Consider the following 24,983-nt stretch of genomic DNA (forward strand, 5'->3'; position numbering starts at 1 on the left):
TGAGGTCAGCAACGCACACCGCAACCTCACGGGGGCACCAGTGAACCGCAGGAAGAGCATCCTCACCGCCGGCCTGGCCACCACGGTCTCGGCGCTGGCCCTGACCGTCGGCGCCGTGGCCGTCCCGGCCCAGGCCGCGTCGGCCGGAGCCCAGGGAACCGTCGACTGTGAGGGCTGGGTGCACAACAACAACCCGGACCACGGCATCGCCGGCTGCCAGAACAACACCGACCACAACGTCACCTTCCGTGCCGAGATCGTCTGCGGCTGGGCCCCCGACGTCTCCGGCCAGTGGGTGACGCTGTCCCCGGGCCAGTACAGCGAGTCCTCCGGCGTCTGCGCGATCTACAGCACGGGCGTCGGCAGCGTGGGCTGGACCATCCAGTAACGGCGGATCATCCCGCGCACTCCGCCCGGTGGGCCTCGGCCCACCGGGCGGAGTGGCGTCGCCGCGAGGGGCGCCGACCCGGCCCGATTCGCTGTAACTACCAAGGAGAAAAGCCGCATACAGGCATATCCTTGGACCGTGCATCAACGTGTGCCGACCAGAAGAAGGTGAGTGTGATGCGCGTACTGCTCAAGGCGCAGATGGACACGGAGAAGGCGAACGAGGCCATCCGCAACGGCACCCTGGGGAAACTGATCCAGGAGTCGGTGGAACAGATCAAGCCCGAGTCGGCCTACTTCACCACCGACAACGGCGAACGCACCGCGTACTTCGTCTTCGACATGCAGGACAGCTTCCAGATGCCGGTGCTCAGCGAACCGTTCTTCCTCAACCTGGGTGCCAAGATCACCTACACCCCGGTGATGAACCTCGAGGACGTGCAGAAGGGCCTCTCCCAGCTGGGGCGCTGATCCTCGGCTGAAGCCTCACCTGAAGTCCTCGACTGAAGTCCTCACCTGAAGTGAAGCCTTCAGCTGAAGATGATCATCGACCCCTGTGCCAGGCTCCGCGTCGCCGCCGCGTGCAGTCCGAGCCAGACGTGGCGCTCCCGGGCGAAGGGGCTGGGGTCGTAGGGAGCCGGTACCGCGGGCTCCTCCAACTCCGTGGGGGCGGCGGGCGGTTCGGGCGCCGCCGGGGGGTTGGCCGGGTCGATGCCGATGCTCTGGGCCACCAGTTCCAGCTCCCGCAACAGGGTCTGGGCGGAGCCCAACGGGCCGCCGGCCGCGAGGAGTTCGTCGTTGGCGAGGGGGTGCGGGAAGTCGACGGGGACGTACGCGCCCGCGTGGTCGTAGTGCCAGACCAGGTGCGACTGCTGGGCCGTCGTCTCGAACATCTCCAGCAACTGCTCGTAGTCACCGCCCAGTTCGTCCACCGGAGTCACCGGCAGCCCGCAGACCTGGAGCAGGTAGGCGCGGCGCAGGAAGTGCAGGGCGTCGTAGTCGAACCCGGCCACCGGGGCGACGTCGCCGGACAGGCCCGGCATGTACTGGTACACCGGCACCGGCGGCAGTCCGGCCTCGGCGAGCACCTTGTTGTATTGCGCGAGTTCCTCGGCGAACGGGTTGTCCGGGGTGTGGCACAACACGTCGACGAGCGGCACCAGCCACAGGTCACAGGCCAAAAGACAGCTCCTTCGTTACTCGCGGCGAACGGTGGTGGTCGCACGGTGGTCAAGGCAGGGTAATCGGTGCGGCGCACGGTCGGCTCCTTCCGCGCGGTTCCAGGCCTGCCCAGCCCCGCCCCGCTCGGCTCGTGCACGTTCCATACCCGGACCCGCCCGGCTCACCCCGGGGCGGCGCGGGTCGGCGAATTCCCGCCTGCGCGGAAGCTTGGCACGGCCCGGGCAACCGCACCGGGCACGCGGCCGGGGAGCCCGGCCCGGGCATCTGCTTCTGCCCTGGCCCGACCCTCTGCCCTGGCCGGACCCTCAGCCCTGCCCCAACCGCTCGACCAGGTTCAAGGCGTGCGTGTTGTTCGCGGCCACGATCGTCCGGGCGGTCTTGGTGTCGCGGTCGGCGAGGGCGGCGACGAGTTCGCTGTGCCCGGACCACAGCCGGCCGCGCAGATCGGTCACCCGGCGCAGGTGCTGCACGGTGCACACCCAGCTCTGCACGCGTAGCCGGTGCAGGAAGTCGGCGAGATAGGGGTTGCCGAAGAGGATGCTCAGCTCACGCCAGAAGCGCAGGTCGTAGCCGATCAGGATGGTGAGGTCACCGGCGTCGGCGGCGCGCCGTGCCTCCTCGCCCCGCCGCCGTACGCCCGCGACGGCGGCCGCGGTGCGGGGGTCGCCCTGCTCCCCGTACCCCTGGTGGCCGCCGTCGAGCGCCTGGAACATCCCGTCGGTGACCAGGCTGCGGGCCTCGAGCATCCCGCGGAAGTCCTCGACCGTGTACTCGTGCACCCGGAAGCCCCGGTGCTGGTCGGCGTCGAGGAGCCCCTGCGCGGAGAGGTCGACCAGCGCCTCACGGACGGGGGTGGCGGAGACGCCGTACTGCTCGGCGATCTCCTTCACCGTGAACTCCTGCCCCGCCTGCAGTCTCCCGGCCAGCACCTCGTCGCGAAGCGCGTCGGCGATCTGCTGCCGCAGGGTGCTGCGGGTCACGGTGCCGTTGCCGCTGCTGGCGGGCATGGTCAGGGCGTCTCCCTCGTCGCGTTCTGGTGGCGTGCTCGTACATGTCTACGAACTCGCCACCATACGCGTTCGGGTCGCCGAGATACTTGGTACTTACACCTCGGCCGTCCGCAGCAGCTCCGTCACCTGGTCGTGTACTCGTCCGCCACCGTCAGCGCGGCGTCCAGTACCGCCAGCCCCTCCTTCAGCTCCGCCTCGCTCACGTTGCACGGTGGCACCACATGGGTCCGGTTCATGTTGATGAACGGCCACAGCCCCTGCTTCTTCGCGGCGGCCCCGAACGCGGCCATGGCGGCGTTCGCCTCGCCCGCCGCGTTGTACGCGACGAGCGGCTCCCGGGTCTCCCGGTCGCGCACCAGCTCCACGGCCCAGAACATGCCGACGCCGCGCACCTCGCCCACCGACGGATGCCGCTCGGCCAGCTCGCGCAGCGCGGGCCCGACGACGTCCTTCCCGAGCCTGGCCGCGTTCTCGACGATCCCCTCCTCGGCCATGACGTCGATCGTCGCGACGGCCGCCGCGCACGCCAGCGGGTGCCCCGAGTACGTCAGCCCGCCCGGGTAGGGCCGCTTGGCGAAGGTCTCCGCGATCGCCCCGGAGATGGCCACCCCGCCCAGGGGCACGTACCCGGAGTTCACGCCCTTCGCGAAGGTCATCAGGTCCGGTACGACGTCGAACAGGTCGGCCGCGAACCACTCACCGGTCCGCCCGAACCCGGCCATGACCTCGTCCAGGATGAAGACGATCCCGTACTTGTCGCAGATCTCACGGACACCGGCGAGGTAACCCGGCGGCGGGATCATGATCCCGGCCGTTCCCGGAATCGTCTCCAGGATGATCGCGGCGACCGTGCCCGGCCCCTCGAAGGCGATCGTCGTCTCCAGGTGTTCGAGCGCCCGCGCGCACTCCTGCTCCTCGGTCTCGGCGTAGAAGCGGGAGCGGTACAGGTAGGGCGCCCAGAAGTGCACGACTCCGGCCGTGCCGCTGTCCGACGCCCAGCGGCGCGGGTCGCCGGTGAGGTTCACGGCCTGCTCGGTGCCGCCGTGGTACGAGCGGTACGTCGACAGCACCTTCCTGCGGCCCGTGTGCAGCCGGGCCATGCGCACCGCGTGCTCGACGGCGTCCGCGCCGGCGTTGGTGAAGAAGATCTTGTCCAGGTCCCCCGGCGTCCGCTCGGCGATCAGCCGCGCCGCCTCCGACCGCGCCTCGATCGCGAACGCGGGCGCGAACGTGGTCAGGCTCGCCGCCTGCTCCTGGATCGCGGCGACGACCTTCGGGTGCTGGTAGCCGATGTTCGTGTAGACGAGCCCGCTGGAGAAGTCCAGATACCGCTTGCCGTCGTAGTCCCAGAAGTACGACCCCTCCGCACCGGCGACGGCGAGCGGGTCGATGAGCTCCTGCGCGGACCAGGAGTGGAACACATGGGCACGGTCCGCGGCCTTCACGCCGGCGCCGACCTCGGGGTTTGGCTGAGGGGTCATGCGCCCGAGAATAGATGTCCGCGATGCGGAAGCGGTATCGGCGTCCTGTCTGCGGTACGGGGCGATCCACGACAGGTTGTCGAAGACCGACCCTATTGACAGCCTGCTGTCGAAGTGACAGTGTGTTGTCATCCGGGGTCGACGGGATGGCCGAGAAGGCCACGACGACCGGGACGGTCCGAGGAGGCAGCCATGAGCCGCAAACCCGTACATCTCGCCGTGTACGACACGCTCGCCGACTGGGAGACGGGACACGCGACGGCGTATCTCGCCCGCGCCGGATACGAGATCCGGACCGTGGGGCCGGGTCGTGAGCCGGTGACATCGATCGGGGGGCTGCGTATCCAGCCCTCGTGCGCCCTGGACGACGTACGTCCGCAGGACAGCGCCCTGTTGATCCTGCCGGGCGCCGACCTCTGGGACACGTCCGCCGACCTCGCCCCCTTCGCCCGCAAGGCCCGCGCCTTCCTGGACGCCGGCGTGCCCGTGGCCGCGATCTGCGGGGCGACCGCCGGGCTCGCGCGGGAGGGCCTGCTCGACGACCGCGACCACACCGGCGCGGTCTCCTTCTACCTGGCCGCGACCGGATACGCCGGCGGCGAGCGGTACGTGGACGCGGACGCCGTGAGCGACCGCGGCCTGATCACCGCCGGGCCCACCGAGCCCGTCGCCTTCGCCCGGGAGATCTTCCGGCTCCTCGGGGTGTACGAGGGCGAGGTGCTGGACGCCTGGTACCGGCTGTTCCACGACTCCGACGCGCAGGCGTACGCCGTACTGGAGAAGGCGGCCGCCCGATGAGCCGTGAGCGTCAGGACCTGCTCAGCCGCAGCGCACTCGGGGTGTTCCGGCTGAACGGCCAGTTCCTCACCGTCGCCGAGGAGCTGGCGAGGCCCGCCGGTCTGACCGCCGCCTGGTGGCAGGTGCTCGGCGCGGTGCTGCACGAGCCGCTGTCCGTCGCCGGGATCGCCCGGGCCATGGGCATCACCCGGCAGAGCGTGCAGCGCGTCGCCGATCTGCTGGTGGAGCGGGGGCTGGCCGAGTACCGGCCGAACCCCGCCCACCGCCGCGCCAAGCTGCTGGCACCCACCGAGGAGGGACGGGCGGCCGTCGCCCGCGTCGGCCCGGGGCACGCGGCCTTCGCCGACCGGCTGGCCGAGGCGTACGGCGACGAGGCCGAACTCGCGGACGCCGTACGGATGCTGGAACGGCTGTCCAAGGTGCTCGAACAGATGGGCTCGCCTGTTACGGAACCGTAGACAACGCCCAGCTCATCGCGGGGTGGGGCCGCACTATCCTCGATCTGTTGCTCACGTGCGGGGCGGGGGAAGGCGGCGCAACGATGGAGAATCTGGGGCCCGGGGATCCACAACGGATCGGTGCGTACCGGTTGTTGGCGCGGCTCGGTGCCGGCGGGATGGGGCAGGTGTACCTCGCCAGGTCCGACCGCGGGCGGACGGTCGCCGTCAAACTCGTACGGGAGGAACTGGCCGCGCAGGACGAGTTCCGGGCGCGGTTCCGGCAGGAGGTGCAGGCCGCGCGGCAGGTCGGCGGGTACTGGACGGCGCCCGTGCTGGACGCGGACACCGAGGCCGCGGTGCCGTGGGTCGCCACGGGGTACGTCGCCGGGCCCAGCCTCCAGCAGATCGTCGGCCACGACCACGGCGCCCTGCCCGAACGCACGGTCCGTATCCTCGCGGCCGGGCTCGCCCACGCGCTGGGGGACATCCACGCGGCCGGGATCGTCCACCGCGACCTCAAGCCGTCCAACGTGCTGATCACGATCGACGGTCCGCGGGTCATCGACTTCGGCATCGCGCGCGCCTTGGAGACGGTCACCGACGGCGGGCTCACCCGCACCGGCGCGCTCGTAGGCTCGCCGGGCTTCATGGCCCCGGAACAGGTGCGGGGCGACCGGATCACCCCGGCCTGCGACGTGTTCTGCCTCGGTTCGGTCCTCGCCTACGCCGCCACCGGCAAACTCCCCTTCGGTACGGCCAACAGCGGGGTCCACGCCCTGATGTTCCGCATCGCGCAGGAGGACCCCGACCTGACGGGCGTCCCCGAGGGCATCGCCGACCTCGTCCGCGACTGCCTGCGCAAGGACCCGGGGACGCGCCCGACACTGGCCCAGGTCCTGGATCGCACGGGCGCGGAGGACACCGTCGCGGGCGGCCGGTCGAAGGACCCATGGCTGCCGAGTGCGCTGGTCGCCCAACTGGGGCGGCACGCGGTGCGGTTGCTGGATACGGAGGACCCGGAGGGGGAGGGGGGTGCCGGGGCTGGTGCCGGTTCCGCTGCGAGGCCGGGTTCGGGTTCGGCTCCGGACGCCGAGGTGCCACCCGAGCACGGCGTCGCCGCCGACTCCTCTCCCTCCGCTCCGTCCGCGCCCGCGAACCAGGCCCCGGCCTCCGCTCCCGCCCCCGTCGCGCAGGCGGGTCCGCCCGTGCCGGGGCAGCCGGGCGACGGGGCGCGGATGGACCAACGGATGGACCACCTGCCGACAGCCGTCGGAGGCCGGAACGTACAGCCGCCCCCGCCAGGAAGTCCCGCCGGCCCGGGAGGCCAGGGAGGCCCGAACGCCGCCCCGGGAAGCGCCCCCGCCCACCCCGGCTACGGCTACCCGCAACAACACCCGCAGCCCTCGGCGTACGGCTATCCGCACCACCCCGGCGCGCCGGGAGCCTGGGCCGGCGCCCCCGGCGCCCCCGGCGCCCCCGGCACGCCCGGCGCCCCCGGCACGCCCGGCGCGACACCGCCGTACCACCAGTACGGCGGCCTCGGCCAGACCCCGCCCTACGGCGCGCCGCCCACCGCTCACACCCCGCCCTACGGCCCCGCCGCCCCCCAGGACCCCCGCAGCACCTCGCGCTCCACCGCCGTACTCGTCCTGGTCGCCCTGGTCGTCGCGCTGGCGGCCGGCGGCTCGGTCTACGCGCTGATGAACGGCGGCGGCGACGATCAGGCAGGCGGCACGACCGGCCCCTCGGCGACGGCTCCCACCAGCCCGGGCGGCCAGGCCACGACCGGACAGCCGGCCCCCGGCCCCTCCCAGCCCGCCACCTCCGCACCCTCGTCGGACGGCACGATCCCGGCCGGTTACCTCGGCACCTGGGCCGCGACGATCGAGAACGCCGACGGGCTGCACACCCGCGAAATGACGCTCCAACAGGGCGGCACGGGCGACCCGGTGCTCTCCCTCGTCGCCGACGGCCCCACCGCGAACGGCACCTACCACTGCGTGTTCCAGGCCGACCTGGCCGAAGCTCCGGGCGCGGGCGGCACGTTGCGGATCGGTCCGTCCACGGTCACCACCGGCGAGCCGCGGTCCTCCTGTTCACCGGGCGCGGCGAGCGAGATCAGCCTGCTGCCGGAGGGCACGCTCCAACGCACGAACGCCGGCACGGACAAGAAACTGACGTACACCCGCCAATGACCGGGCGCCGTCCCCCGCAAACAAACGTCTCCCCGACTCACGTACGTAGCTAAGGACGTCCCACACCGCTTGCGGGGTGGCGTCGATGTCAATAACGGCGGTGAGGACCGGCTTCACTTCTGGCTGGCGCGGGAGGGAGGGACGGGGGTTCGGCGAGCGGGTGGTCTACCGGTGGCCGGTGGGGCCGGGGACTGGCGTGGAGCGCAGTCCACGGCGGTCAGAGCGTCACGTCCGGCGCGGCCCTGCGGGAGGGGGTGCTGTTGGTGCTGGTGGCCGTGGTCTCCTGCAGGCCGTGGTCGATGAAGTCGATCATCCAGGTGAAGCTGTCGTCGATGTCGGTGGCGAACTGGAACCCGCCGGCTACTTCCAGGGATGCGTATCCGTGCAGGACGGTGCGCAGCATCCGCAGTGCGTGGATCTGCTGGTCGGGGTCGATCTGGTAGCCGTGCAGCATGGCCGCCCAGGAGTCGACCACCCGGTTGAGGGCGTCGATGAGGGGGTCGTCGGGTCCGGTCGGGCGGGCGGCGTTGGCTGCGGCGTATCGGCCGTGGTGGTCCTTGACGAACGTCCGCATCGCCTGTGCGCCGCGGGCCAGGGCCTCGGTGCCGGAACGACCCTGAATGGCGTCGCGGATGGCGTCGGCGCACTGGTTCATGGCCAGGATGGCGATCCGGTGGGCGAGGTCGCTCTGGCCGGTGACGTGCTTGTACAGCGAGGGGGTCCTGACCCCGAGCCGTTCGGCGACCAGGCCCATGCCGAGCTGGTCGAACCCGACCTCGTCGACCAAGGCGGCGGCGGCTTCGGTGACCGCCGCGGCGGTGAGCCCGGCCCTAGGCACCGGCAGCCGCCTTGGCCAGGAACGGCAGGGCCAGCGCGAGGACCTGGTCGGGGGTCTGGGCGTGCGGGTAGTGGCCGGCGCCGTCGATCACGGCCAGCTCGCCGAGGCCGGCGGGCAGGTCGGCGATGATCTTCTCCCCTTCGGCGCGGGGGTCGGCCCAGTCGGGGTCCAGGCTGCCTTCGACGATCAGCACCGGGCAGGTGACGTGGGCGAGCTGGGCGCCGGCGTCGGTGGGCTTGGACTTGCACATGTCCTGCAGGGCCTTCATCCGGCCGGGCTCACTCAGCGTGGCCTCAATGCGGGCCAGTTCGCTGTTCCAGTCGGCGGGCTTGGCCGGGTAGGCCACGTCGAGGTACTTCTTCCAGTCCGCCAGGCGCCCCCGGACGATGACCTGCGCCATCCGCGTGTACCCGGTCCGGAAGCGCTTGACCCGGATCAGCCCGCCCAGGTCGACCGGCTGCGCACGGGTGAACGGAGCCAGCTCGATCACTCCGCTGATCACGTCGGGCGCAGTGGCGGCCGCGATGGTCGCGGCGCCGCCGCTGATCGACTGCCCGATGATCACGGCCGGGCCGCCGAGGTGACGCACGACGGCGACCAGATCTCCGGCGATGTCGGTGCGGCTGTAACCGTCCCAGCCGAGGCTGGACTCACCGCACCCGCGGATGTCGACGTTCGCGACCCGGTAACCGGCGGCCACCAGACCGGGAACGAGGAAGCGGTAGGAGTGCCGGCTGTCGCCGATACCGTGCGCCAGCACGACCAGGGGACCCTCCCCGGTCACGTCGAAGGCGATGGTGTTCTTGCCGATTCTCAGGTGCTCGGTCATGCCGTCCTCCATCAAAATGGCTAACGTGATTAGCTATAGGCTAGTTAGATTAGCTACAAAGTCAACAGCACACCCGGCCCCGCTCGATCGGGGGCCGGGCATGGGGGCTCAGGGGAACTCGCGGGATGTCGCACACCCCTCCGGCCCCTCTCACTTTCCGACGGTCAGCGGGTCCCGTTCACGGCAAGAGCGCCCGAGCCGGCCGAAGCCGACCCGGGCGTCCAGCCAACACACGTGTACAGACGCCTACTTGACGGCCCGGTAGGCCCGGTGGATCGTCTGCTTCAGGGTGTTGCCGGCCGCGTCCGTGAGCGCCACGCGCAGAGAGACCGTGCCCGCCTCCGCCGGGTGGCGCAGGTCGAGGCGCTTGCCGTCGACAGCCTTCGCCGGGTGCCAGGTCCGGCCGTCGTCGTACGAGACGGAGAAGGCCAACTTGCGGGCGGTGCGCGCGGTGGCCGCGCCCTCGACCGTGAACGGGACAGAGAAACGCGTACCCGCCTTGGCCGTGCTCTCCGTGGACAGCCGGGGCGTGAAGCGGACCACCGACAGCGGCAGCCGCTGCCCGACACCGGTGACGTGCGCGGAGGTGAAGGTCCACTCGGCGGTGACCCGGGTGCTGACCGAGGACAGCGTGGTGGGGCGGGAGACGTCCGTGGTGAGACGGAACGAGCGCTTGGCAGCGGGGAGTTCGTACGAGACGCCGGTCAGCGGCGTGTCCACGGCGAAGACCCGCGTGCCGCCCGCGTACAGGGTGCTCCTGGCCTTGCTGTAGCGGGAGTCGCCCACATGGCCGGCGCCGTCGGAGAACAGGGGAAGGTGGGCCAGGAGGGTGTCACCGATACGGACCGCGCCGGGACGGTCCTCGCCGTCCGTCAACGGGCCGGTGAGGTGCGGGCCGAAGACGCCGGTGTTGAAGCGCTCGGTGTACTGCCTGCCCGCGCTGTACGAACGGGGCTTCGCGACCCACTGGCCGGCCTCCCACACCGGTTCGCCGTCCGCGTCCTTGCCGCCGTCCTGCGAGACGGAGTACCGCCACCGCACGCCCGGCAGGACGTACTCGGTGAAGGCGCCCGGCAGCGAGCGCGTGTCGGGGTAGAAGTCGAACGACGAGCCGCCGGGAGTCATCGGCGCGGCGACGAGCGACGCCGTCTTGCCCCTGGCGGGCGCACCGGCGGCGAGCGTGACCTTGGCGAACTGTCCGCGCTTCGGGTTCGCGGTGAAGCCCGACAGATCGCCGGTACGGTTCCAGACCGGCCGGTAGTGCGTACTGCCGTGCGTCCAGGTGCCGTTGTACTGCGCGAACGCCTCGCCCGCCGGCAGCCGGGCGCCGAACTGACCGACGCGCAGCCTGCCGAAGTCGCCCATGAGGTACGTGGAGATGCTCCGGTTCCCGCCGATGTCGAACCCGTAGTTGAGGGTGGCGTCGGTGTGCTTGGCCCTGCTGTCCGGCACGGTGATACGGACCGGCGTGGCCTTGCGGGCGTCCATCACGAGGGTGGTGTCACGGGTGAGCGAGAACTTCGGGTTGAGGAGAAGGGCCAGCTCCCCGGATTTCGCGTCGGGGGTCGCGCCCGTGTCGATACGGTCTTCGAGGCTGTAACGGCCCCTGGGCAGCCGTACGGTGAACTCGCCGTCCCTGTCGTCGGAGAAGTCCCGCCAGATCTCGTTGTCCAGGCCCTGCACCCCGGTCTCGGAACGGATGGCGGGCTTGCCCTTCAGGTCGAGGTGCTTGACCGTCAGGTCGTACGACTCGACCTCGCGGTGTACGCCGATGCCGGTCCGTACGGTCGTCCCCGCTCCGTCCGTCGCGGTGACCGCGCCGCCGAAGGAACCGTCGGCCGTGCCCGCGCCGCTGTCGGCGGTGACCTGGGCGGTCGCGGTGGCGCCCGCCGGGACGGTGAGCTGCTTCGGCGAGACCTCGAACATGCCCTCGGCGGCCGGCTTTCCGTCCTCGCCGTACGCCTCGGTGGTCAGGTCGAGGGTGAGGGGGCGGTCGCCGTCGTTGCGATAGGTGATCGTTTCGGTGGTCGGCCGGTCGTCGGTGTGCGGCCACTGCTGGGCGGGGAAGGCAAGGGTGGCGGGGGTCGTGGTGAGCTGCTGGTCGAGGGCGCGGGTGAGGTCCGTACGGCCCGTGCCCTGCGCGAACGCCGAGACGCCGGGGGTGGGTTTGGCGGACGCGGTGAGGGCGGCCTTGATGCGCTCACCGGTCCAGTCGGGGTGGCGCTGGGCGAGGATCGCGGCGGCGCCCGCGACATGCGGGGTCGCCATCGACGTACCGCTCATCGAGACGTAGCCGTCGGCGGCCGGGTCGCCCTCCGTGCCCTCGGCGGCCTTCGCGGCGACGATGTCGACGCCGGGGGCGGTGAGGTCGGGCTTGAGGGCGCCGTCCGCCGTCGGGCCCCGGCTGGAGAAGTCGGCCATCGCGTCGGTGCGGTCCACCGCGCCGACGGTGAGCGCGGCGGTGGCGCTGCCCGGCGATCCGACGGTGGCGGCGTCGGGGCCCTCGTTGCCGGCGGCGATCACGAAGAGGGCGCCGGAGGAGGCGGACAGCTCGTTCACCGCCTGTTCGAGGGGGTCGTCGCCGGGGCTGTCGGGGCTGCCGAGGCTGAGGTTGATCACCTTGGCGCCCTGCGCGATCGCCCACTGCGCACCGGCGATGATGCCGGAGTCCTCGCCGAAGCCGGTGTCGTCGAGCACCTTGCCGCTGATCAGCCGGGCGCCCGGCGCGACCCCCTTGTACTTGCCCCCGGAGTGCGCGCCGGACCCCGCGACCGTCGACGCCACATGCGTGCCGTGGCCCACCCGGTCGACCGTGTCCGCCGCCTCGGAGAAGTTCTTCGCCGCATCGATACGGCCCTTCAGATCCGGATGCGTGTCGTCGACCCCGGTGTCCAGCACGGCGACCTTGATGCCCGTCCCGTCGTACCCGGCCGTCCAGGCCTCGGGGGCGCCGATCTGTGCGGTGCTCCGGTCGAGGGCCGCCTCGACCTTCCCATCGAGCCAGATCTTCTCGACCCTGTCGGCGGCGGCCGATCTCGCCCGCGCCGTCCCGCCGCTGCCGGTGAGCGTCTTCCACAGGTCGGCGCCCTCGGACTTACGGGCCTTCAGCGCGTCCCCGTTGACGCTGGGCAGGTCCCGGCTGACCCGGGCTCCGGCGGCGGACAGCGCGCTCGGCGCGAGGGTGCGGCCCTTGGCGTACGTCACGATCAGCGGGAGGTCGGGGCGGGCCGCGTCGTCGTAACCCCACTTGACCAGCTGCGTCACGTCGAACAGCCGCCGGTCGGCGGTGCCGTTCGCGAGGAGCCGCTCGGCGTCACGCGGGACGACGTAGGTGCGGTCGGCGTTCCGCGCTATTCGGAAGGTGGTGCCTTCCCTGCCCTTGGCGGGCCGCACATCGGTGACCTGTCCGGTGGCGTCCAGGGTGACCCGGTCGCCGGTGACGAGGGTGACTGTCCTGGCCTTGCCGAGGGCGCCGGCCGTACCTGCCGTACCGCTGTCGAACTGTGCGGCCCCGGATTCCGGGGCGGCGACGAGCAGGGCCGCGGTAAGGGCGGCGGCGACGAGCGCGGCGAGAGCGGAAGCCTCACTCGCGCGCCTCTTACGGTGATTCAAGGCATGCCTTTCTCTCCGGACTTCCGGGCATGGCGAAGCAGCCCGGCGTACGGGACAAAGAAACAGAGGGGGAAGAGGCGCCCCTTCGAGAAGGGGCGCGGGGCGTACGGAGTCGGACGGGCCGACTCAGGCGAGCCGACTCAGACGAGCCGCTTACGGCCCCAGAAGAAGAGGAACGCCACGACAACGGCCGTCAGGGCGAACAGAATCGACGCGCCGAACCACTGCATACCGCTCATCTGCGACATCGGGAGGTACTCCACCGACCAGCCCACGACATCGGCCTTGTCCAGGCACGCCTGCCGTGCCGCGTCGGTCTGCGATCCCGAACAGGTGCCGAATCCCACCAGATCCCCGCTGCCAGTGACAAACGAGTAGTCGATCTCGTAGGCGCCGCGGGGGAGCGACGGGGACCCGTTCTCGCCCATGACACCCTTGTTCGTCGTGATCGTGACAGCGTTGCCGAGCGACACGATGGAGTAGGACCAGACGACCTGGACGGCCACGGTGAACCCGAAGGTGACGACCATGGCCATCAGCGTGCGGCGCAGCACCACACCGATCGCGACCCCGCCGAACACGGAGAAGAGGGTGAGAGCGACGGGCACCGGGCCCGTGTTGTTGAAGGCCTCGCCGGACATCCAGTCCATGACCGTGACCTCGGACTTGACGGGGTTCCACCACCAGCCGAACACCGCCGACAACACGCCCGTGCTCACCACGACCACCAGTCCGGCCAGCGCCAGCTTCGTCGCGAGCCAGCGGGTCCGGCTCATGGACTGGGCGGCGACCAGCTTGGCGGTGCCGTTCTCCAGGTCGCCCGCGATGAGCGGGGCGCCGAGGAAGACACCGAGCAGGATGGGTATCGCCTGGAGACCCATGGAGACGAAGGAGAACGCGTCGTTGTACTGCTGGAACTTGCCGCCCGCCTCGTCGAGGCTCTTGCCGGGATAGCCGTAGCCGTCGAGGAAGTCGACCAGCTGGCCGCGCTGGTAGACGATCCAGGCCACGGAGAGCGCGGTGGCGGCGAGGATCGTCCAGAACGCGGCCCGGTGCTGGCGCCAGACCAGCCAGGTCATACCGCTGAGTCGGGGGCGCCGGGTGGCCTCCGTGGTGGTCCCGTTCATGGTCCCGTTCTTGCCGTCGCTCGTGGAGCCGGTCGAGGTGCTGGTCGAGCTGCGAGTGAAGGTGCTCATGCCGCCACCGCCCCGGTACCGAACCCCTGGCCGTGGACCTGGGCGGTGGGGGTGATCAGCGGTGGTGCGTCGGGTGAGCGGAGATAGGCGAGCAGGAGTTCCTCCATGTTCGGGGCGTTCACGTCCCAGGGGCCGGTGACCGGGCCTTCGGGGCGGATGAGGGCGGTGAACTGCCGTCCGCTGGTCCGGGACTCGACGAGGGTGTGGTGCCCGAGGGCGAGGGCGGGAGGCATGCCGTCACCCTCCTTGGCGCCCGTGACCAGGGTGTGCACGGACATCAGCTCGTCCACGTCACCGGCGAGGCGCACTCCGCCGCCGGAGACGACGACGAGGAAGTCGCACACGTTCTCCAGTTCGGCGAGGACGTGGGTGGACATCAGCACGGTGGTTCCGCGCTCGGCGGCCTCGGCGAGGAGGGTGCCCATGATCTCGTGGCGCACGACCGGGTCGAGGTCCGACATCGGCTCGTCGAGCATCAGCAGGTCGGGGCGCTTTCCGAAGGCGAGGGCGATGGCGACGCGGGTGCGCTGGCCTCCTGAGAGGGTGCTGACCTTCGCGTCGAAGGGCACGTTGCCCGCGCGGATGATGTCCTCGGCGGCGCGCTGGTCCCAGCCGGGGTTCAGCTCCCGGCCCAGACGCAGGGTCTCCGCCACGGTGAAGCGGCGGAACAGGGGCTTCTCCTGGGCGAGGAACGCCGTGCGCCGACCGGACTCCACCGAGCCCGGAGCCTCACCGAACAGGCTGATCGAGCCGTTCGTCGGCTGCAGGACATGGGCCGCGATGCTCAGCAGCGTGGTCTTGCCCGCCCCGTTGGGTCCCACCAGGCCGCAGATCCGTCCCGCCGGGAGCCGGAAGGAGCAGTCCCGCAACGCCCAGCCCCGCCGGTAGCGCATCCCCAGCCCGTACGCCTCAAGCGCCGGCTCCCCCGCGTACATACCTTCACTCACCTGTGCTCCTGGTTGTCGTGGCCCCCGTGGACCCCGTTGTCGTGGATCCCGCTGCCGCCACGTTCCCGGCGGCGTACTGCTTCTCCATCGCCGACGCGACCAGCGCGGCCACGTCCTCCTGCTCCAGACCGGCCCCGGCCGCCTTCGACATCCACGCCACCAGCTCCGCGTACAGCGGCGAGTCGGTGCCCGTCTCGGGGCGGCCCAGCGTGCGGCGTACGAAGGTGCCCTGGCCCGGTCGCGGTTCGACCAGGCCCTCGCGCTCCAGCTCGCGGTACGCCTTGAGGGTGGTGTTCGGGTTGACCGTGCTGGTCGCGGCGACCTCCTTGGCGGTGGGCAGCCGGTCACCCGGCACGAGTACGCCCAGCCGGAGGGCCTGCTTGGTCTGCTGCACGATCTGCTGGAAGGCGGGGACCCCGCTCCGCCTGTCGATGCGGTACTCCACGATCACCACCATCATTCCACTACTTGATTAGTGGAATGATGATGGAGGGATGCGAGGGCGGTTGTCAATGCCGACCGGGGGCGAGGAGAAGCGGGTGGGAGGTAGGCTGACCGTCTTTTTTTGGGTCATCAGCGGACAGGGAACAAGGCGTGTCCAGCAAGGGACGCCTGATGGTGGCCGGTCTGACGATGGCCCTCATGGCCAGGCTCGGCGCATGCGGAAGCGGCCACCGTCACCGGACTCCGCGACGCCGTCACGTCCACCACGGGCTCCCGGAAGTTCGAGATCGTCCGCAGCGGCACCGAGACGTACCCCCGGGTGATCCGCCAGGAGCGCTGGTGCGTGAGTCTGAACGACGTGGGCGGCGACACCTCCAGGGGCGCCGTCTGGTACCGGGTCACCCACGCGACCTACGCCGAGGCCGCCGCCACGGACCGGCTCGACCCCCTGAAGTTCACGCCGGAGGCCACCGACTGCGTCCAGTGACGTCCCGTTCCCCTCCAAAAGCTACTGGCAGGTTACTTGTCACCTGGTTCGCCGCTCGTTAACGGCACCCCTCGTTGAACGTCCGGCGAACTTCCGCCCACCAAACCGGAATTGGCGCGCGCACGGCCGTACGGTGACCCCACGATTCGGCTCCGGGGAGTAGCGGGGGCACCCACGGTGGAGTTTCTGAGCGCAGAGAACGTCGTCGCTGTGGGCACCGCGCTGCTCGGTATCGCCGCGTCCGGTGTCATGGTCTGGTACGAACGCCGGGTGCCGCGCCGCAAGCGCGTCGGCTACCGCGTCCAGATGGACAACCCGATAGGCGATGACGTCCGTATGGGCCGGGCCAACGTCCGCTTGGGCGTGTTCGACGAGGCGCCGGGCATGTCGAACGCGACCCTCGTGCTGCTGCGCATCGAGAACGACGGCTCGCAGGGCATCGACCGCGACGACTACACGAGCCCCGAAGTCCACGGCCTCACCGTCGTGTTCACCGACCGGACGGTCCGTGGTGTCTCGGTCACCCAGCCGTCCGACACCGATCACCTCATGGACCACTTCACTCCCACGAGGGGCTTCGGCTACGACGGCAACACGCTGCGCGTCCCGCGCGTCCCCCTCAACCGGGGCGACCACTTCAAGCTGCTCGTGATGCTCTCCGGCGGTGACGTGGGCAGCGAGATCCGGCTCAGTGGCGGCATCCGGGAGGGCGAGGTCCACCCCAACCGCAGCGCGACGCCCGATGAGAAGCCGCCCCTGTTCAGCCGGGCGGCTCGCCTGATCACCATCATGCTGACGGCCAGCGTCCTCACCCTCGCCACGATCGTCGTCACGCGTGACGACACCCGCCCCCCGATCGGCTGTGCGACCGGCTCGCTGACCCTCACCGGCTCGACGGCGTTCGCACCCGTGCTGGCTGAGGTGGCGAAGAGGTACGAGGGGGACTGCGAGGGCGCGGCCATCGAGGTGGATCCGCACGGGTCGACGGCGGGCGTACGGGAGTTGGCGGCGGCCGGCACCAAACCGGGGGCCAAGGGGTCGCCGCCGGTCGTGGCCCTGTCGGACGGCGCTAAGCCGAGCGGCTTGCCGGAGCTGCGCGAGACGCGGGTGGCGGTGTCGGTGTTCGCGCTGGTGGTCAACGACGACGTACGCCTGACGAACCTGTCGACGCGGGACGCACGACGCCTCTACCGGGGCGAGATCAGGAACTGGCGACAGCTGGGCGGCCCCGACCTGCCCGTGCACATGGTCAGCCGGGACGCCAACTCCGGGACGAGACAGGTGTTTCAACGTCGGGTGCTGGGACGGGGCGAGATCGCGAACTCGTCCGTGGACTGCGTCCACAAGGACGACGCCACCGCGCCCGTCATCCGCTGCGAACTCGACTCCACGGACCAGGTCCTGACCACCGTCGCCGGACTGCCCGGCGCGATCGGCTACAGCGAACTCAACGCGGCCACCCGCTCGAAGGGTCTCCACCTGCTCCGCCTCGACGGCCACACCCCGTCCGTGGACGCCATCGAGCACGGGACGAACCCCTACCTGTACCGCGAGATCGAGTACGCCTACACCTATGGCCGCCCCCCGGCCGATTCCCTGGCCTCCAGTGTCCTGACCTACCTCGCCCGGGGAAACGGCCAGGACGTGATCCGCGTCCACGGCCACATCCCGTGCTCGACCCCGGAGGGCCTGCACATCTGCGCGGACGACTAGCGGATCACCCCGGCGCCGCTCACCCCCGCGCCGCTCACCTCGGCTCTGGCGGTCGCTGGCGAGGCATGTTCGGCCGGGCGCCGGCCCCCGGCGGCGAGGGGAAACGCCCGGTTCCCCCCGCACCCGCGTCCTGTCGCTGCCCCGCGACCCCCGATGACTGGATCCCCAACGGCGCCGTCCCCGTCCGGAACTCCACGATCCAGTCCGCCGTCTCCGCCCGCACCAACTCCGTCACGTCCTCGGAGAACCGCCGCAATACCCCGAGGCACCGATCCGCCGCCTCGCTCGCCGTCCCGTCCGCCGGGCCCAGAACCTCACGCACGCTCTCCGAGGCCCAGTCGAACTGCAGAGCCTGAAGCCGTCGCTGCACGGCCTGAGCCGTGGCCACGTCCCTCACCCACCCGGACGTCACCCCGAAGAACCGGTCCCCGGCGACGCAGGCCACCCCCACCAGCAACGCCAGATACCCCCAGGGCGCCACCTCGCCCACCACACCCGTCATGTCCAGCAGCGGCAACGCCGCCCCCGCCACCGCGCCCCCCGCCGCGCCCACCCGCAGCGCCCGCGCCCCCCGCCGCTTCCACACCCGGTCCGCGAGATACCACGACGCCGTCTCCAGCGCCCCCCGCTCCACCCACCGGTACAGCTCGTCCAGCCGTATGGCGGGCTCGCCCCAGTCGCCGAGCGGAAACACCCTCCCCGTCAGATCGCCCGCCCGCAGCTCGGCCGCCCCCTCACCCCGACCGTCCTTAGGCGGACCCTCGGGCTGCATCTCCGGCTGACCCACCCGGCACTCCCTACCTGATCCCGGCCGATCACGCTACGTGACGGCTGATGCTGATGTGCCGCACCCTTACTACCGCCCGAGGGTGGCGATGGGCCGGGTTTCGTCTCTTTTCCGCCCAGAAGTGGGTCTTGGCCAGGTATAGGACTCACAGTCGACTCACTCGAAAGAGTGCTGGGGCGACGGCCGGACAGACCACGTAGGCTCGTGCTGAACGGGAAAATGCGTACCGACCAAGGAGAGCCGATCGTGATCCCCGGTGGTGGCCAGCCCAACATGCAGCAGCTGCTGCAGCAGGCCCAGAAGATGCAGCAGGACCTGGCGAACGCCCAGGAGGAACTGGCGCGGGTCGAGGTCGAGGGCCAGGCCGGCGGCGGTCTGGTGACGGCGACGGTCACCGGCTCCGGCGAGCTGCGCGCGCTGAAGATCGACCCCAAGGCGGTGGACCCCGAGGACACCGATACCCTCGCCGACCTCGTCGTCGCGGCCGTCCAGGCGGCGAACGAGAACGCGCAGACCCTCCAGCAGCAGAAGCTCGGCCCGCTGGCCCAGGGCCTCGGCGGCGGCAGCGGAATCCCGGGCCTGCCGTTCTGATCCCCTGCCCGTCTTACTAAGACGGGCATCGGCCAACTACCGTACGCACAGAAGGACCCTCAACAAGCAGGGAAGGAAGGGCAGTCCGTTGTACGAAGGCGTGGTCCAGGACCTCATCGACGAGTTGGGGCGGTTGCCCGGCGTCGGTCCCAAGAGCGCGCAGCGGATCGCCTTCCACATCCTGCAGGCGGAACCGACCGACGTACGGCGTCTCGCGCAGTGCCTGATGGAGGTCAAGGCGAAGGTCCGCTTCTGCGCGACCTGCGGCAACGTCGCGCAGGAGGAACTGTGCAACATCTGCCGCGACACCCGCCGCGACCTCTCGGTGATCTGCGTGGTGGAGGAGCCGAAGGACGTCGTCGCCATCGAGCGCACGCGTGAGTTCCGGGGCAAGTACCACGTCCTGGGCGGCGCGATCAGCCCGATCGAGGGCGTCGGTCCCGACGACCTCCGCATCAGGGAACTCCTGGCGCGTCTGGCGGACGGCACGGTCACGGAGCTGATCCTGGCCACCGACCCGAATCTCGAAGGCGAGGCGACGGCCACGTACCTCGCCCGCATGATCAAGCCCATGGGCCTCAAGGTCACCCGCCTGGCCAGCGGCCTCCCGGTGGGCGGCGACCTGGAATACGCGGACGAGGTGACCCTCGGCCGCGCCTTCGAGGGGAGACGACTCCTAGATGTCTGACGCCACGCTGCACGCGACGAGCCAGAATCCCGACGACTTCGCGGTCCAGATCGCGGACCAGGTGGGGAGCTTCCTGGTGGCTGTCACGGAGGTCGCGAAGGGCGACGAGCCGGATTCGGCTGTCCCCTTCCTCCTCCTGGAGGTCTCTCAGCTCCTCCTGGCCGGCGGCCGCCTGGGCGCCCACGAGGACATCGTCCCCGACGAGCGCTACGAGCCCGACCTGGGCCCGGAGCCGGACGTGGACGATCTCCGCGAGAACCTCGCCCGCCTCCTGGAGCCGATCGACGTCTACTCCGAGGTCTTCGACCCCTACGAACCTCGCAAGGCGCCTGTCCCGGCCCGTATCTCCGACGACCTGGCCGTCGTCATGGCCGACCTCCGCCACGGCATGGCCCATTACCGCGCGGGCCGCACCACGGAGGCCCTGTGGTGGTGGCAGTTCTCCTACTTCTCCAACTGGGGCACCACGGCCTCGGCCACCCTGCGCGCCCTCCAGTCGGTGGTGGCCCACGTCCGCCTGAACCAGCCCTTGGACGCCCTTGACGGCCTGGACACGGACCAGGACGTGGGCGACGAGACCCTGGAGTTCGAGGCGGGCAGGGTGATGGCGGAGGAGATCGGCGGGCCGCTGGGGATGCGGCCGGTGAAGTAGCGCCTCACAGGGCTGCCAGCAGGACCTCCGGATCGACGTGCGGGGCGCTCGGCGTCGGCTCGCTGCACCAGCGCAGCGGCCAGGTGTTGCCGTCCAGCGCCGGGATCCCGACGTAGGTGAGAGTGCGGTCACCTCGGCCGCCGAACCGCTGCACACCCAGCGGCCGGCTGTGCCTGCGCAGAGCGGATGGTGGATCAGCCATGAGTGACCAGCTGATGTGGTTCAAGTCGAGCTACAGCGATTCCGAGGGCGGCAACTGCGTGGAAGTCGCTCTCGAATGGTTCAAGTCGAGCCACAGCGACTCGGAAGCCGGCGCCTGTCTCGAAGTCGCGTTCTCCACCCGTATCCACATCCGCGACAGCAAGACCCCCACCGGCCCCGAACTCCGCCTCCCCGCCCCCGCCTGGACGGCGTTCATCTCCGCCGTTTCCGCAGGTCGCCCCGGAGCTTGAGCCTCGGGCTCCGAGCTCTGAAAGCGCTCTGGGTTCGCGCCGAACAAGCAAAAAGATCGGCCCCGGTCGGTGCGCCAGCACCGGCTCCGGGGCCTGACCCCGTGGCCAAAACCCGTGACGACCAGCGGGACCGCCCCCGTGGGATCGGCTCAGGAGATCTGGACGGCCGCGCCCGAGACCCCGATCCCGCTGCCCGCTTCCCGCGGCACCGTCACCGTGATGGTGCTGGGGCGTCCCATGTCCACTCCCTGATGGACCGTCACTGTGGCGGGGAGCGGCACGAGTTCGAGCTCGCGCAGGTATCCCCCGAACGCGGCGGCCGCGGCGCCGGTGGCCGGGTCCTCGACGACGCCGCCGGGAGGGAAGGGGTTGCGGGCGTGGAACACGGTCGGTGACTCCCGCCAGAGCAGGTCGACGGTGGTCCAGTCGTGGCGGCTCATGAGCGCGGACAGTGCGGTCATGTCGTAGGCCAGGTCGGCCAGCCGGGCGCGGCTGGTGGTCGCGATCACCGGATGCCAGGCGCCGGCGTAGGCCACGCGGGGCGGCAGCGCCGGGTCGAGGTCCTCGGGGGACCAGCGCAGGGCCGCCAGCAGCTCGGCTAGGTCCGCTTCGGCGAGGGGGATGGATCGGGGTGCCACGCTCACCAGGGAGGCCGTCATGGAGCCGTCCTCGGCCTGGGCGGTGGAGACGGTGACCTCGCCTGCCCTGGTCCGCAGCCGCAGGGTGCCGACACCGTGCCGCTGGGCGTGGGCGACCGCTGTCGCGATCGTGGCGTGGCCGCAGAACGGCACCTCGGCGAGCGGGCTGAAGTACCGCGTGTCCAGGGAGCCGTCGTCGCGCGGAACGACGAACGCCGTCTCGGAGTAACCCACGTCCGCCGCCGTCTTGAGCATCGTCGCGTCGTCGATTCCGGTGGCGTCGAGGACCACACCCGCCGGGTTGCCGCCCGAGGGGTCGGTGGTGAAGGCCACGTAGCGCAATACGTCCATCGACAGACCGTATCCGAACAGACGTGCTTGCGAGGGCTGATGGTGTAGCTCCCTACACCTCCGGTTCGGGAGAGCACGCCCTCGTGACGGCGGCCGCGAGACGGGATCGTTGATCTCGCAAGCCAGACGAAGCAACTCAAGCCGGCTAGGCAAGACAGCAACTCAAGCCAGCAAGGCAAGCCGTCACGGCAGACGCCCTCACCGAAGGAATTCCCCATGAAGTCGCTCCTCGCCTCCAAGCCCGCCCTCTGGTTCCTCTTCCTGTTCAACCTGGCCGTCGCCGCGGTCGCCCCCTTCGTCGTCGACGGCGACCAGGGCGTCATGACCGCCGTCGGCATGGGCGTCGTCTCCCTCGGTGCCGGTGTCGGTCTGCTGCGGGGGCGGAAGCCTGTCACTGCGTGAGTAAACGGCTACGCACCGCACTTTGGATGCGTCTTGTCTCGGCGCTGTACGTCGGCTGCATGGGCGCTAACCAGCGGAAAGCGAGTCTGGAGTCACTCCACACCGCAGCGAACGCGGAGGGAGCAGGGCCCGCCTCGAACCGCAGGAGACAGCGATGACCCGTCGTTTCATGACCAAGCGCGCAGCCGTCGTCACCGCCACCGCCCTGGTCGCGGTCGGCACCGTCACCGCGGGTGTCAGCCTGGCGGGCCAGAAGGCTCCGGCGAAGCCCACCACGAAGCAGGTCGCCTCGCTGTTCGACGGCTGGAACGCCGCCCTGCAGACCCGGGACCCGCAGAAGGTGGCCGACCTGTACGCGAAGGACGCGGTCCTCCTGCCCACCGTCTCCAACCAGGTCAGGACGGACCGCGCCGGAATCGTCGACTACTTCGAGCACTTCCTCCAGAACAAGCCGGTCGGTCAGAAGGTCCAGACGGTCGTCAAGGTCATCGACAGGGACTCCGTGATCGACACCGGTGTGTACGAGTTCACGCTCACCGACCACGACACCGGCGAGAAGCGCGTCGTCAAGGCCCGCTACACGTACGCCTACGAGAAGATCGACGGCCAGTGGAAGATCATCAATCACCACTCCTCGGCGATGCCCGAGGACTGACCCTCAGCCGCCGCTCCTGGGCGCCGCCCGCAGGCGGATCTCCACGCACAGCCCGCCGCCGGGAGCGTCCCGGAGCGTCACGGTCCCGCCGTCGTCGGTCAGCAGCTGCTTGACGACGGCGAGGCCCAGCCCGGAGCCGGACCGGCCGGTCAGACCCCGGCCGCGCCAGAAGCGGTCGAAGGCACGGGGCTTCTCGGCGTCCGACATGCCGGGGCCCTCGTCGAGCACCGACAGCACCACCTCGTCACCCTGTGACTGAGCCCGCACAGTGATCGTGCCGCCGTCCGGCGACACCTCCAGGGCGTTCGAAAGCACGTTGTCCAGCACCTGGTCCAGAGCTCCGGGGCTGGCCAACACCAGCGGCCGGCCGTCGATACTCCCCCTGAGCGCGACGGTGACTCCGCGCTCGTCGGCGGCCGGCCTCCACACCGTCAGACGCTCGTCCACGATGTCCAGCAGGGGCAGCGGCTCCGCCGCGGTCACCTTCGCCTCGGCCCGCGCCAGCACCAACAGTCCGTTGACCAGCCGGCTCATCCGGACCACCTCGGCGGTCGCCTGCTCCACGTCCTCCCGTACGAACTCGTCGTCCACACCGTCCGCGATGTTGTCCAGCGACAGCCGCAACGCCGTGAGAGGGGTGCGGAGTTGGTGGGAGGCGTCCGCCACGAAGATCCGCTGCGAGGCGACCAGCGTGTCCAGGCGCTCCGCACCCTGGTTGAGGGTGCGTGCCAGCGTCTGCGTCTCCGGCGGGCCCGTCACCGGCGAGCGCGCCGTCAGGTCGCCGTCGCTGAACTTGCTCGCCATGTCGTTGAGTTCACGCAGCGGGCGGGTGATCCGGCCGGCGGCGAACGCGCCGATCGCGGCCGCCGCCGCAAGCACCAGCACGGCCAGGCCCGCCCTGAAGCCCCAGATCTGCCAGAGCCGGGAGGTCATGTCCCCGGTCGCGTACTCGATCCGTACCGCGCCCACGACGGGACCCCGGCCGGACGCCCCGTCGGCCGTCGGCTGGTGCGCGGGGACGGTGACCACCAGGTGATCGCCCCAGATGAAGTCGGAGCCCCAGTCGGTCGTGGTGGCGTCGTCCCGCAGCGCCCGGCTCAGGGCCTCGTCCGCCGCGGGCTTCGGCAGTTTCGGGGCGCAGCCGCTGGTGACGGTCACCTGGACCGTGCCGGGTGTCTCACGGTCGTACGCCTTGGCCACCTGCTCCAGCGCGTCGCACGAGATCCGGTCGCCGTTGGCCAGCAGCAGCGCCATGGTGGCGGCCTCACGCCCGACGGACACCCCGGTGTCGTCCCGCAGCTGTTTGGTGAGGGTGAAGGCGACCGGGACCGTGAACAGGAAGATGGCGACCGCGACGAGCAGGATGTAGCTGCGGATGAGCTGGCGGTTCACGGGACCCCGCCGGCCTCACCGCCGCCGGTGGCGATCTCCAGCCGGAAGCCGACCCCGCGGACCGCCTCGATCGTGATCGCGCCCTCCAGCTTCCGCCGCAGCGCCGCCACGTGCACGTCCAGTGTCTTCGTCGGGCCGAACCAGTTCGCGTCCCAGACGGCTTCCATGATCTGCTCGCGCGACATCAGCGCGCCCGGTTCCTCGGTGAGGAAGGCCAGCAGGTCGTACTCCTTGGGCGTCAGCGCCACCTCCTCGCCGTCCAGCCGGACCCGGGCCGCCTTGCGGTCGACGGTCAGCCGGGAGCCGTACCGGTCGGGCCCGGGCGCGTCGCCACCGCCCGCGGAGGACCCCGCGCGGGGCTGCGTGCGGCGCATCACGGCGCGTATTCGCGCGATGACCTCCCGGACACCGAACGGCTTGGACACGTAGTCGTCGGCGCCGAGCTCCAGCCCCACCACCCGGTCCGTCTCGTCGCTGCGCGCGCTGATCACGATGATCGGCACGTCGCCGCGCTCGCGCAGCGCCTTGCAGACGTCGAGGCCGTCCGTGTCGGGCAGGCCGAGATCGAGAAGGACGACGTCGTAGGGCTCCGGGTGGGCCAGCGCGGCCGCGCCCGTGGTGACCCAGTCGACCTCGAACCCATAGCGGGTCAGGCCGCGTCGCAGGGACTGGGCGACGGGCTCGTCGTCTTCCACGAGAAGTACGTGCACAGCCGAACCATAGTGCTTGAAACTTAATTCACGATCTTCCCCTGTGATGCTTGGCACTTTTTCGAGGGCCCCGATCTGGGCATGCGCTGACCTGGGCGTCGAAGTC

At 70.7% G+C, this 24,983-nt stretch carries 27 protein-coding genes; 13 read left to right on the forward strand and 14 right to left on the reverse strand.

What is annotated here, in order from left to right; translation table 11 throughout:
• Positions 1-40: 40 nt before the first annotated feature.
• Together OHA64_RS25705 and OHA64_RS25710 are read left to right on the forward strand one after the other, a co-directional pair.
• Positions 41-388, forward strand: a complete 348-nt coding sequence (locus tag OHA64_RS25705; protein WP_405616938.1) for a hypothetical protein — start codon at positions 41-43, stop codon at positions 386-388.
• 176 nt (positions 389-564) lie between these two features.
• Positions 565-858: a hypothetical protein gene (locus tag OHA64_RS25710; RefSeq protein WP_405616940.1), complete on the forward strand. Its 294-nt coding sequence runs from the start codon at positions 565-567 to the stop codon at positions 856-858.
• 59 nt (positions 859-917) lie between these two features.
• Here the strand turns inward: OHA64_RS25710 and OHA64_RS25715 are convergent, their stop codons facing one another.
• From OHA64_RS25715 to OHA64_RS25725, 3 genes are all read right to left on the reverse strand, one after another.
• The gene (locus OHA64_RS25715; protein ID WP_405616942.1) at positions 918-1,568 is read right to left on the reverse strand and encodes a hypothetical protein; all 651 of its coding nucleotides are present in this window, start codon (positions 1,566-1,568) and stop codon (positions 918-920) included.
• 306 nt (positions 1,569-1,874) lie between these two features.
• Positions 1,875-2,576, reverse strand: coding sequence for a GntR family transcriptional regulator (locus OHA64_RS25720; RefSeq protein ID WP_405616944.1), 702 nt, complete (start codon positions 2,574-2,576; stop codon positions 1,875-1,877).
• Between the two features lie 125 nt (positions 2,577-2,701).
• Positions 2,702-4,060, reverse strand: a complete 1,359-nt coding sequence (locus tag OHA64_RS25725) for an aspartate aminotransferase family protein (protein WP_405616946.1) — start codon at positions 4,058-4,060, stop codon at positions 2,702-2,704.
• Between the two features lie 192 nt (positions 4,061-4,252).
• Between OHA64_RS25725 and OHA64_RS25730 the strand changes: the two genes are divergently transcribed.
• The 3 genes from OHA64_RS25730 to OHA64_RS25740 all read left to right on the forward strand — a co-directional run bounded on the left by OHA64_RS25730 (position 4,253) and on the right by OHA64_RS25740 (position 7,493).
• Positions 4,253-4,858 (forward strand): type 1 glutamine amidotransferase family protein, encoded by a 606-nt coding sequence (locus OHA64_RS25730; RefSeq protein ID WP_405616948.1) that lies wholly within the window; start codon positions 4,253-4,255, stop codon positions 4,856-4,858.
• The gene (locus OHA64_RS25735; protein WP_405616950.1) at positions 4,855-5,316 is read left to right on the forward strand and encodes a MarR family winged helix-turn-helix transcriptional regulator; all 462 of its coding nucleotides are present in this window, start codon (positions 4,855-4,857) and stop codon (positions 5,314-5,316) included. Before OHA64_RS25730 ends, OHA64_RS25735 begins: the two co-directional genes overlap by 4 nt.
• Positions 5,317-5,399: 83 nt before the next feature.
• A complete protein-coding gene (locus OHA64_RS25740) occupies positions 5,400-7,493 on the forward strand; it encodes a protein kinase domain-containing protein (RefSeq protein ID WP_405616952.1) in 2,094 nt (697 codons plus the stop codon).
• A 217-nt stretch (positions 7,494-7,710) separates the two neighbouring features.
• On the opposite strand, the gene OHA64_RS25745 is transcribed toward OHA64_RS25740, so the two are convergent.
• From OHA64_RS25745 to OHA64_RS25770, 6 genes are all read right to left on the reverse strand, one after another.
• Positions 7,711-8,331, reverse strand: coding sequence for a TetR-like C-terminal domain-containing protein (locus tag OHA64_RS25745; RefSeq protein ID WP_405616954.1), 621 nt, complete (start codon positions 8,329-8,331; stop codon positions 7,711-7,713).
• Positions 8,324-9,160, reverse strand: a complete 837-nt coding sequence (locus OHA64_RS25750) for an alpha/beta fold hydrolase (protein ID WP_405616956.1) — start codon at positions 9,158-9,160, stop codon at positions 8,324-8,326. Before OHA64_RS25750 ends, OHA64_RS25745 begins: the two co-directional genes overlap by 8 nt.
• A 246-nt stretch (positions 9,161-9,406) precedes the next feature.
• Positions 9,407-12,772 (reverse strand): S8 family peptidase, encoded by a 3,366-nt coding sequence (locus OHA64_RS25755; RefSeq protein WP_405616958.1) that lies wholly within the window; start codon positions 12,770-12,772, stop codon positions 9,407-9,409.
• A gap of 140 nt (positions 12,773-12,912) precedes the next feature.
• Positions 12,913-13,968, reverse strand: a complete 1,056-nt coding sequence (locus tag OHA64_RS25760) for an ABC transporter (protein ID WP_405616960.1) — start codon at positions 13,966-13,968, stop codon at positions 12,913-12,915.
• Positions 13,965-14,903, reverse strand: coding sequence for an ABC transporter ATP-binding protein (locus OHA64_RS25765; RefSeq protein WP_405624108.1), 939 nt, complete (start codon positions 14,901-14,903; stop codon positions 13,965-13,967). Before OHA64_RS25765 ends, OHA64_RS25760 begins: the two co-directional genes overlap by 4 nt.
• Positions 14,904-14,907: 4 nt before the next feature.
• Positions 14,908-15,375, reverse strand: coding sequence for a GntR family transcriptional regulator (locus OHA64_RS25770; RefSeq protein WP_405616962.1), 468 nt, complete (start codon positions 15,373-15,375; stop codon positions 14,908-14,910).
• A 327-nt stretch (positions 15,376-15,702) separates the two neighbouring features.
• On the opposite strand from OHA64_RS25770, the gene OHA64_RS25775 reads away from it, so the two are divergent.
• The gene (locus OHA64_RS25775; protein ID WP_405616964.1) at positions 15,703-15,846 is read left to right on the forward strand and encodes a hypothetical protein; all 144 of its coding nucleotides are present in this window, start codon (positions 15,703-15,705) and stop codon (positions 15,844-15,846) included.
• A gap of 177 nt (positions 15,847-16,023) precedes the next feature.
• Positions 16,024-17,559 (forward strand): substrate-binding domain-containing protein, encoded by a 1,536-nt coding sequence (locus tag OHA64_RS25780; protein ID WP_405616966.1) that lies wholly within the window; start codon positions 16,024-16,026, stop codon positions 17,557-17,559.
• 34 nt (positions 17,560-17,593) lie between these two features.
• Here OHA64_RS25780 and OHA64_RS25785 read toward each other — a convergent pair whose 3' ends face one another.
• Entirely contained in the window at positions 17,594-18,346 is a 753-nt protein-coding gene (locus OHA64_RS25785; RefSeq protein WP_405616968.1) for an SLATT domain-containing protein, read from the reverse strand.
• Positions 18,347-18,592: 246 nt separating this feature from the next.
• On the opposite strand from OHA64_RS25785, the gene OHA64_RS25790 reads away from it, so the two are divergent.
• From OHA64_RS25790 to OHA64_RS25800, 3 genes are all read left to right on the forward strand, one after another.
• Positions 18,593-18,937: a YbaB/EbfC family nucleoid-associated protein gene (locus tag OHA64_RS25790; RefSeq protein WP_405616970.1), complete on the forward strand. Its 345-nt coding sequence runs from the start codon at positions 18,593-18,595 to the stop codon at positions 18,935-18,937.
• An 88-nt stretch (positions 18,938-19,025) separates the two neighbouring features.
• Complete coding sequence (gene recR, locus OHA64_RS25795) at positions 19,026-19,625, forward strand: recombination mediator RecR (protein WP_020124031.1); 600 nt, start codon at positions 19,026-19,028, stop codon at positions 19,623-19,625.
• Positions 19,618-20,277, forward strand: coding sequence for a DUF5063 domain-containing protein (locus tag OHA64_RS25800; protein ID WP_405616972.1), 660 nt, complete (start codon positions 19,618-19,620; stop codon positions 20,275-20,277). Before recR ends, OHA64_RS25800 begins: the two co-directional genes overlap by 8 nt.
• A 4-nt stretch (positions 20,278-20,281) precedes the next feature.
• Here OHA64_RS25800 and OHA64_RS25805 read toward each other — a convergent pair whose 3' ends face one another.
• Positions 20,282-20,479: a hypothetical protein gene (locus tag OHA64_RS25805; protein ID WP_405616974.1), complete on the reverse strand. Its 198-nt coding sequence runs from the start codon at positions 20,477-20,479 to the stop codon at positions 20,282-20,284.
• On the opposite strand from OHA64_RS25805, the gene OHA64_RS25810 reads away from it, so the two are divergent.
• Complete coding sequence (locus OHA64_RS25810) at positions 20,478-20,729, forward strand: DUF397 domain-containing protein (protein ID WP_405616976.1); 252 nt, start codon at positions 20,478-20,480, stop codon at positions 20,727-20,729. The genes OHA64_RS25805 and OHA64_RS25810 overlap by 2 nt on opposite strands.
• 149 nt (positions 20,730-20,878) lie before the next feature.
• Here OHA64_RS25810 and OHA64_RS25815 read toward each other — a convergent pair whose 3' ends face one another.
• Positions 20,879-21,718 (reverse strand): PhzF family phenazine biosynthesis protein, encoded by an 840-nt coding sequence (locus OHA64_RS25815; protein WP_405616978.1) that lies wholly within the window; start codon positions 21,716-21,718, stop codon positions 20,879-20,881.
• 216 nt (positions 21,719-21,934) lie between these two features.
• Here OHA64_RS25815 and OHA64_RS25820 point away from each other — a divergent pair, with 216 nt between their 5' ends.
• Together OHA64_RS25820 and OHA64_RS25825 are read left to right on the forward strand one after the other, a co-directional pair.
• Entirely contained in the window at positions 21,935-22,120 is a 186-nt protein-coding gene (locus OHA64_RS25820; RefSeq protein ID WP_405616980.1) for a hypothetical protein, read from the forward strand.
• A 154-nt stretch (positions 22,121-22,274) separates the two neighbouring features.
• A complete protein-coding gene (locus OHA64_RS25825; protein WP_405616982.1) occupies positions 22,275-22,775 on the forward strand; it encodes an SgcJ/EcaC family oxidoreductase in 501 nt (166 codons plus the stop codon).
• Positions 22,776-22,778: 3 nt separating this feature from the next.
• Here OHA64_RS25825 and OHA64_RS25830 read toward each other — a convergent pair whose 3' ends face one another.
• The gene (locus tag OHA64_RS25830; protein ID WP_405616984.1) at positions 22,779-24,167 is read right to left on the reverse strand and encodes a sensor histidine kinase; all 1,389 of its coding nucleotides are present in this window, start codon (positions 24,165-24,167) and stop codon (positions 22,779-22,781) included.
• Positions 24,164-24,877, reverse strand: coding sequence for a response regulator transcription factor (locus OHA64_RS25835; RefSeq protein ID WP_405616986.1), 714 nt, complete (start codon positions 24,875-24,877; stop codon positions 24,164-24,166). Before OHA64_RS25835 ends, OHA64_RS25830 begins: the two co-directional genes overlap by 4 nt.
• Positions 24,878-24,983: the final 106 nt, after the last annotated feature.

It is taken from the genome of Streptomyces sp. NBC_00076 (assembly GCF_045041235.1).
GTDB lineage: Bacteria > Actinomycetota > Actinomycetes > Streptomycetales > Streptomycetaceae > Streptomyces.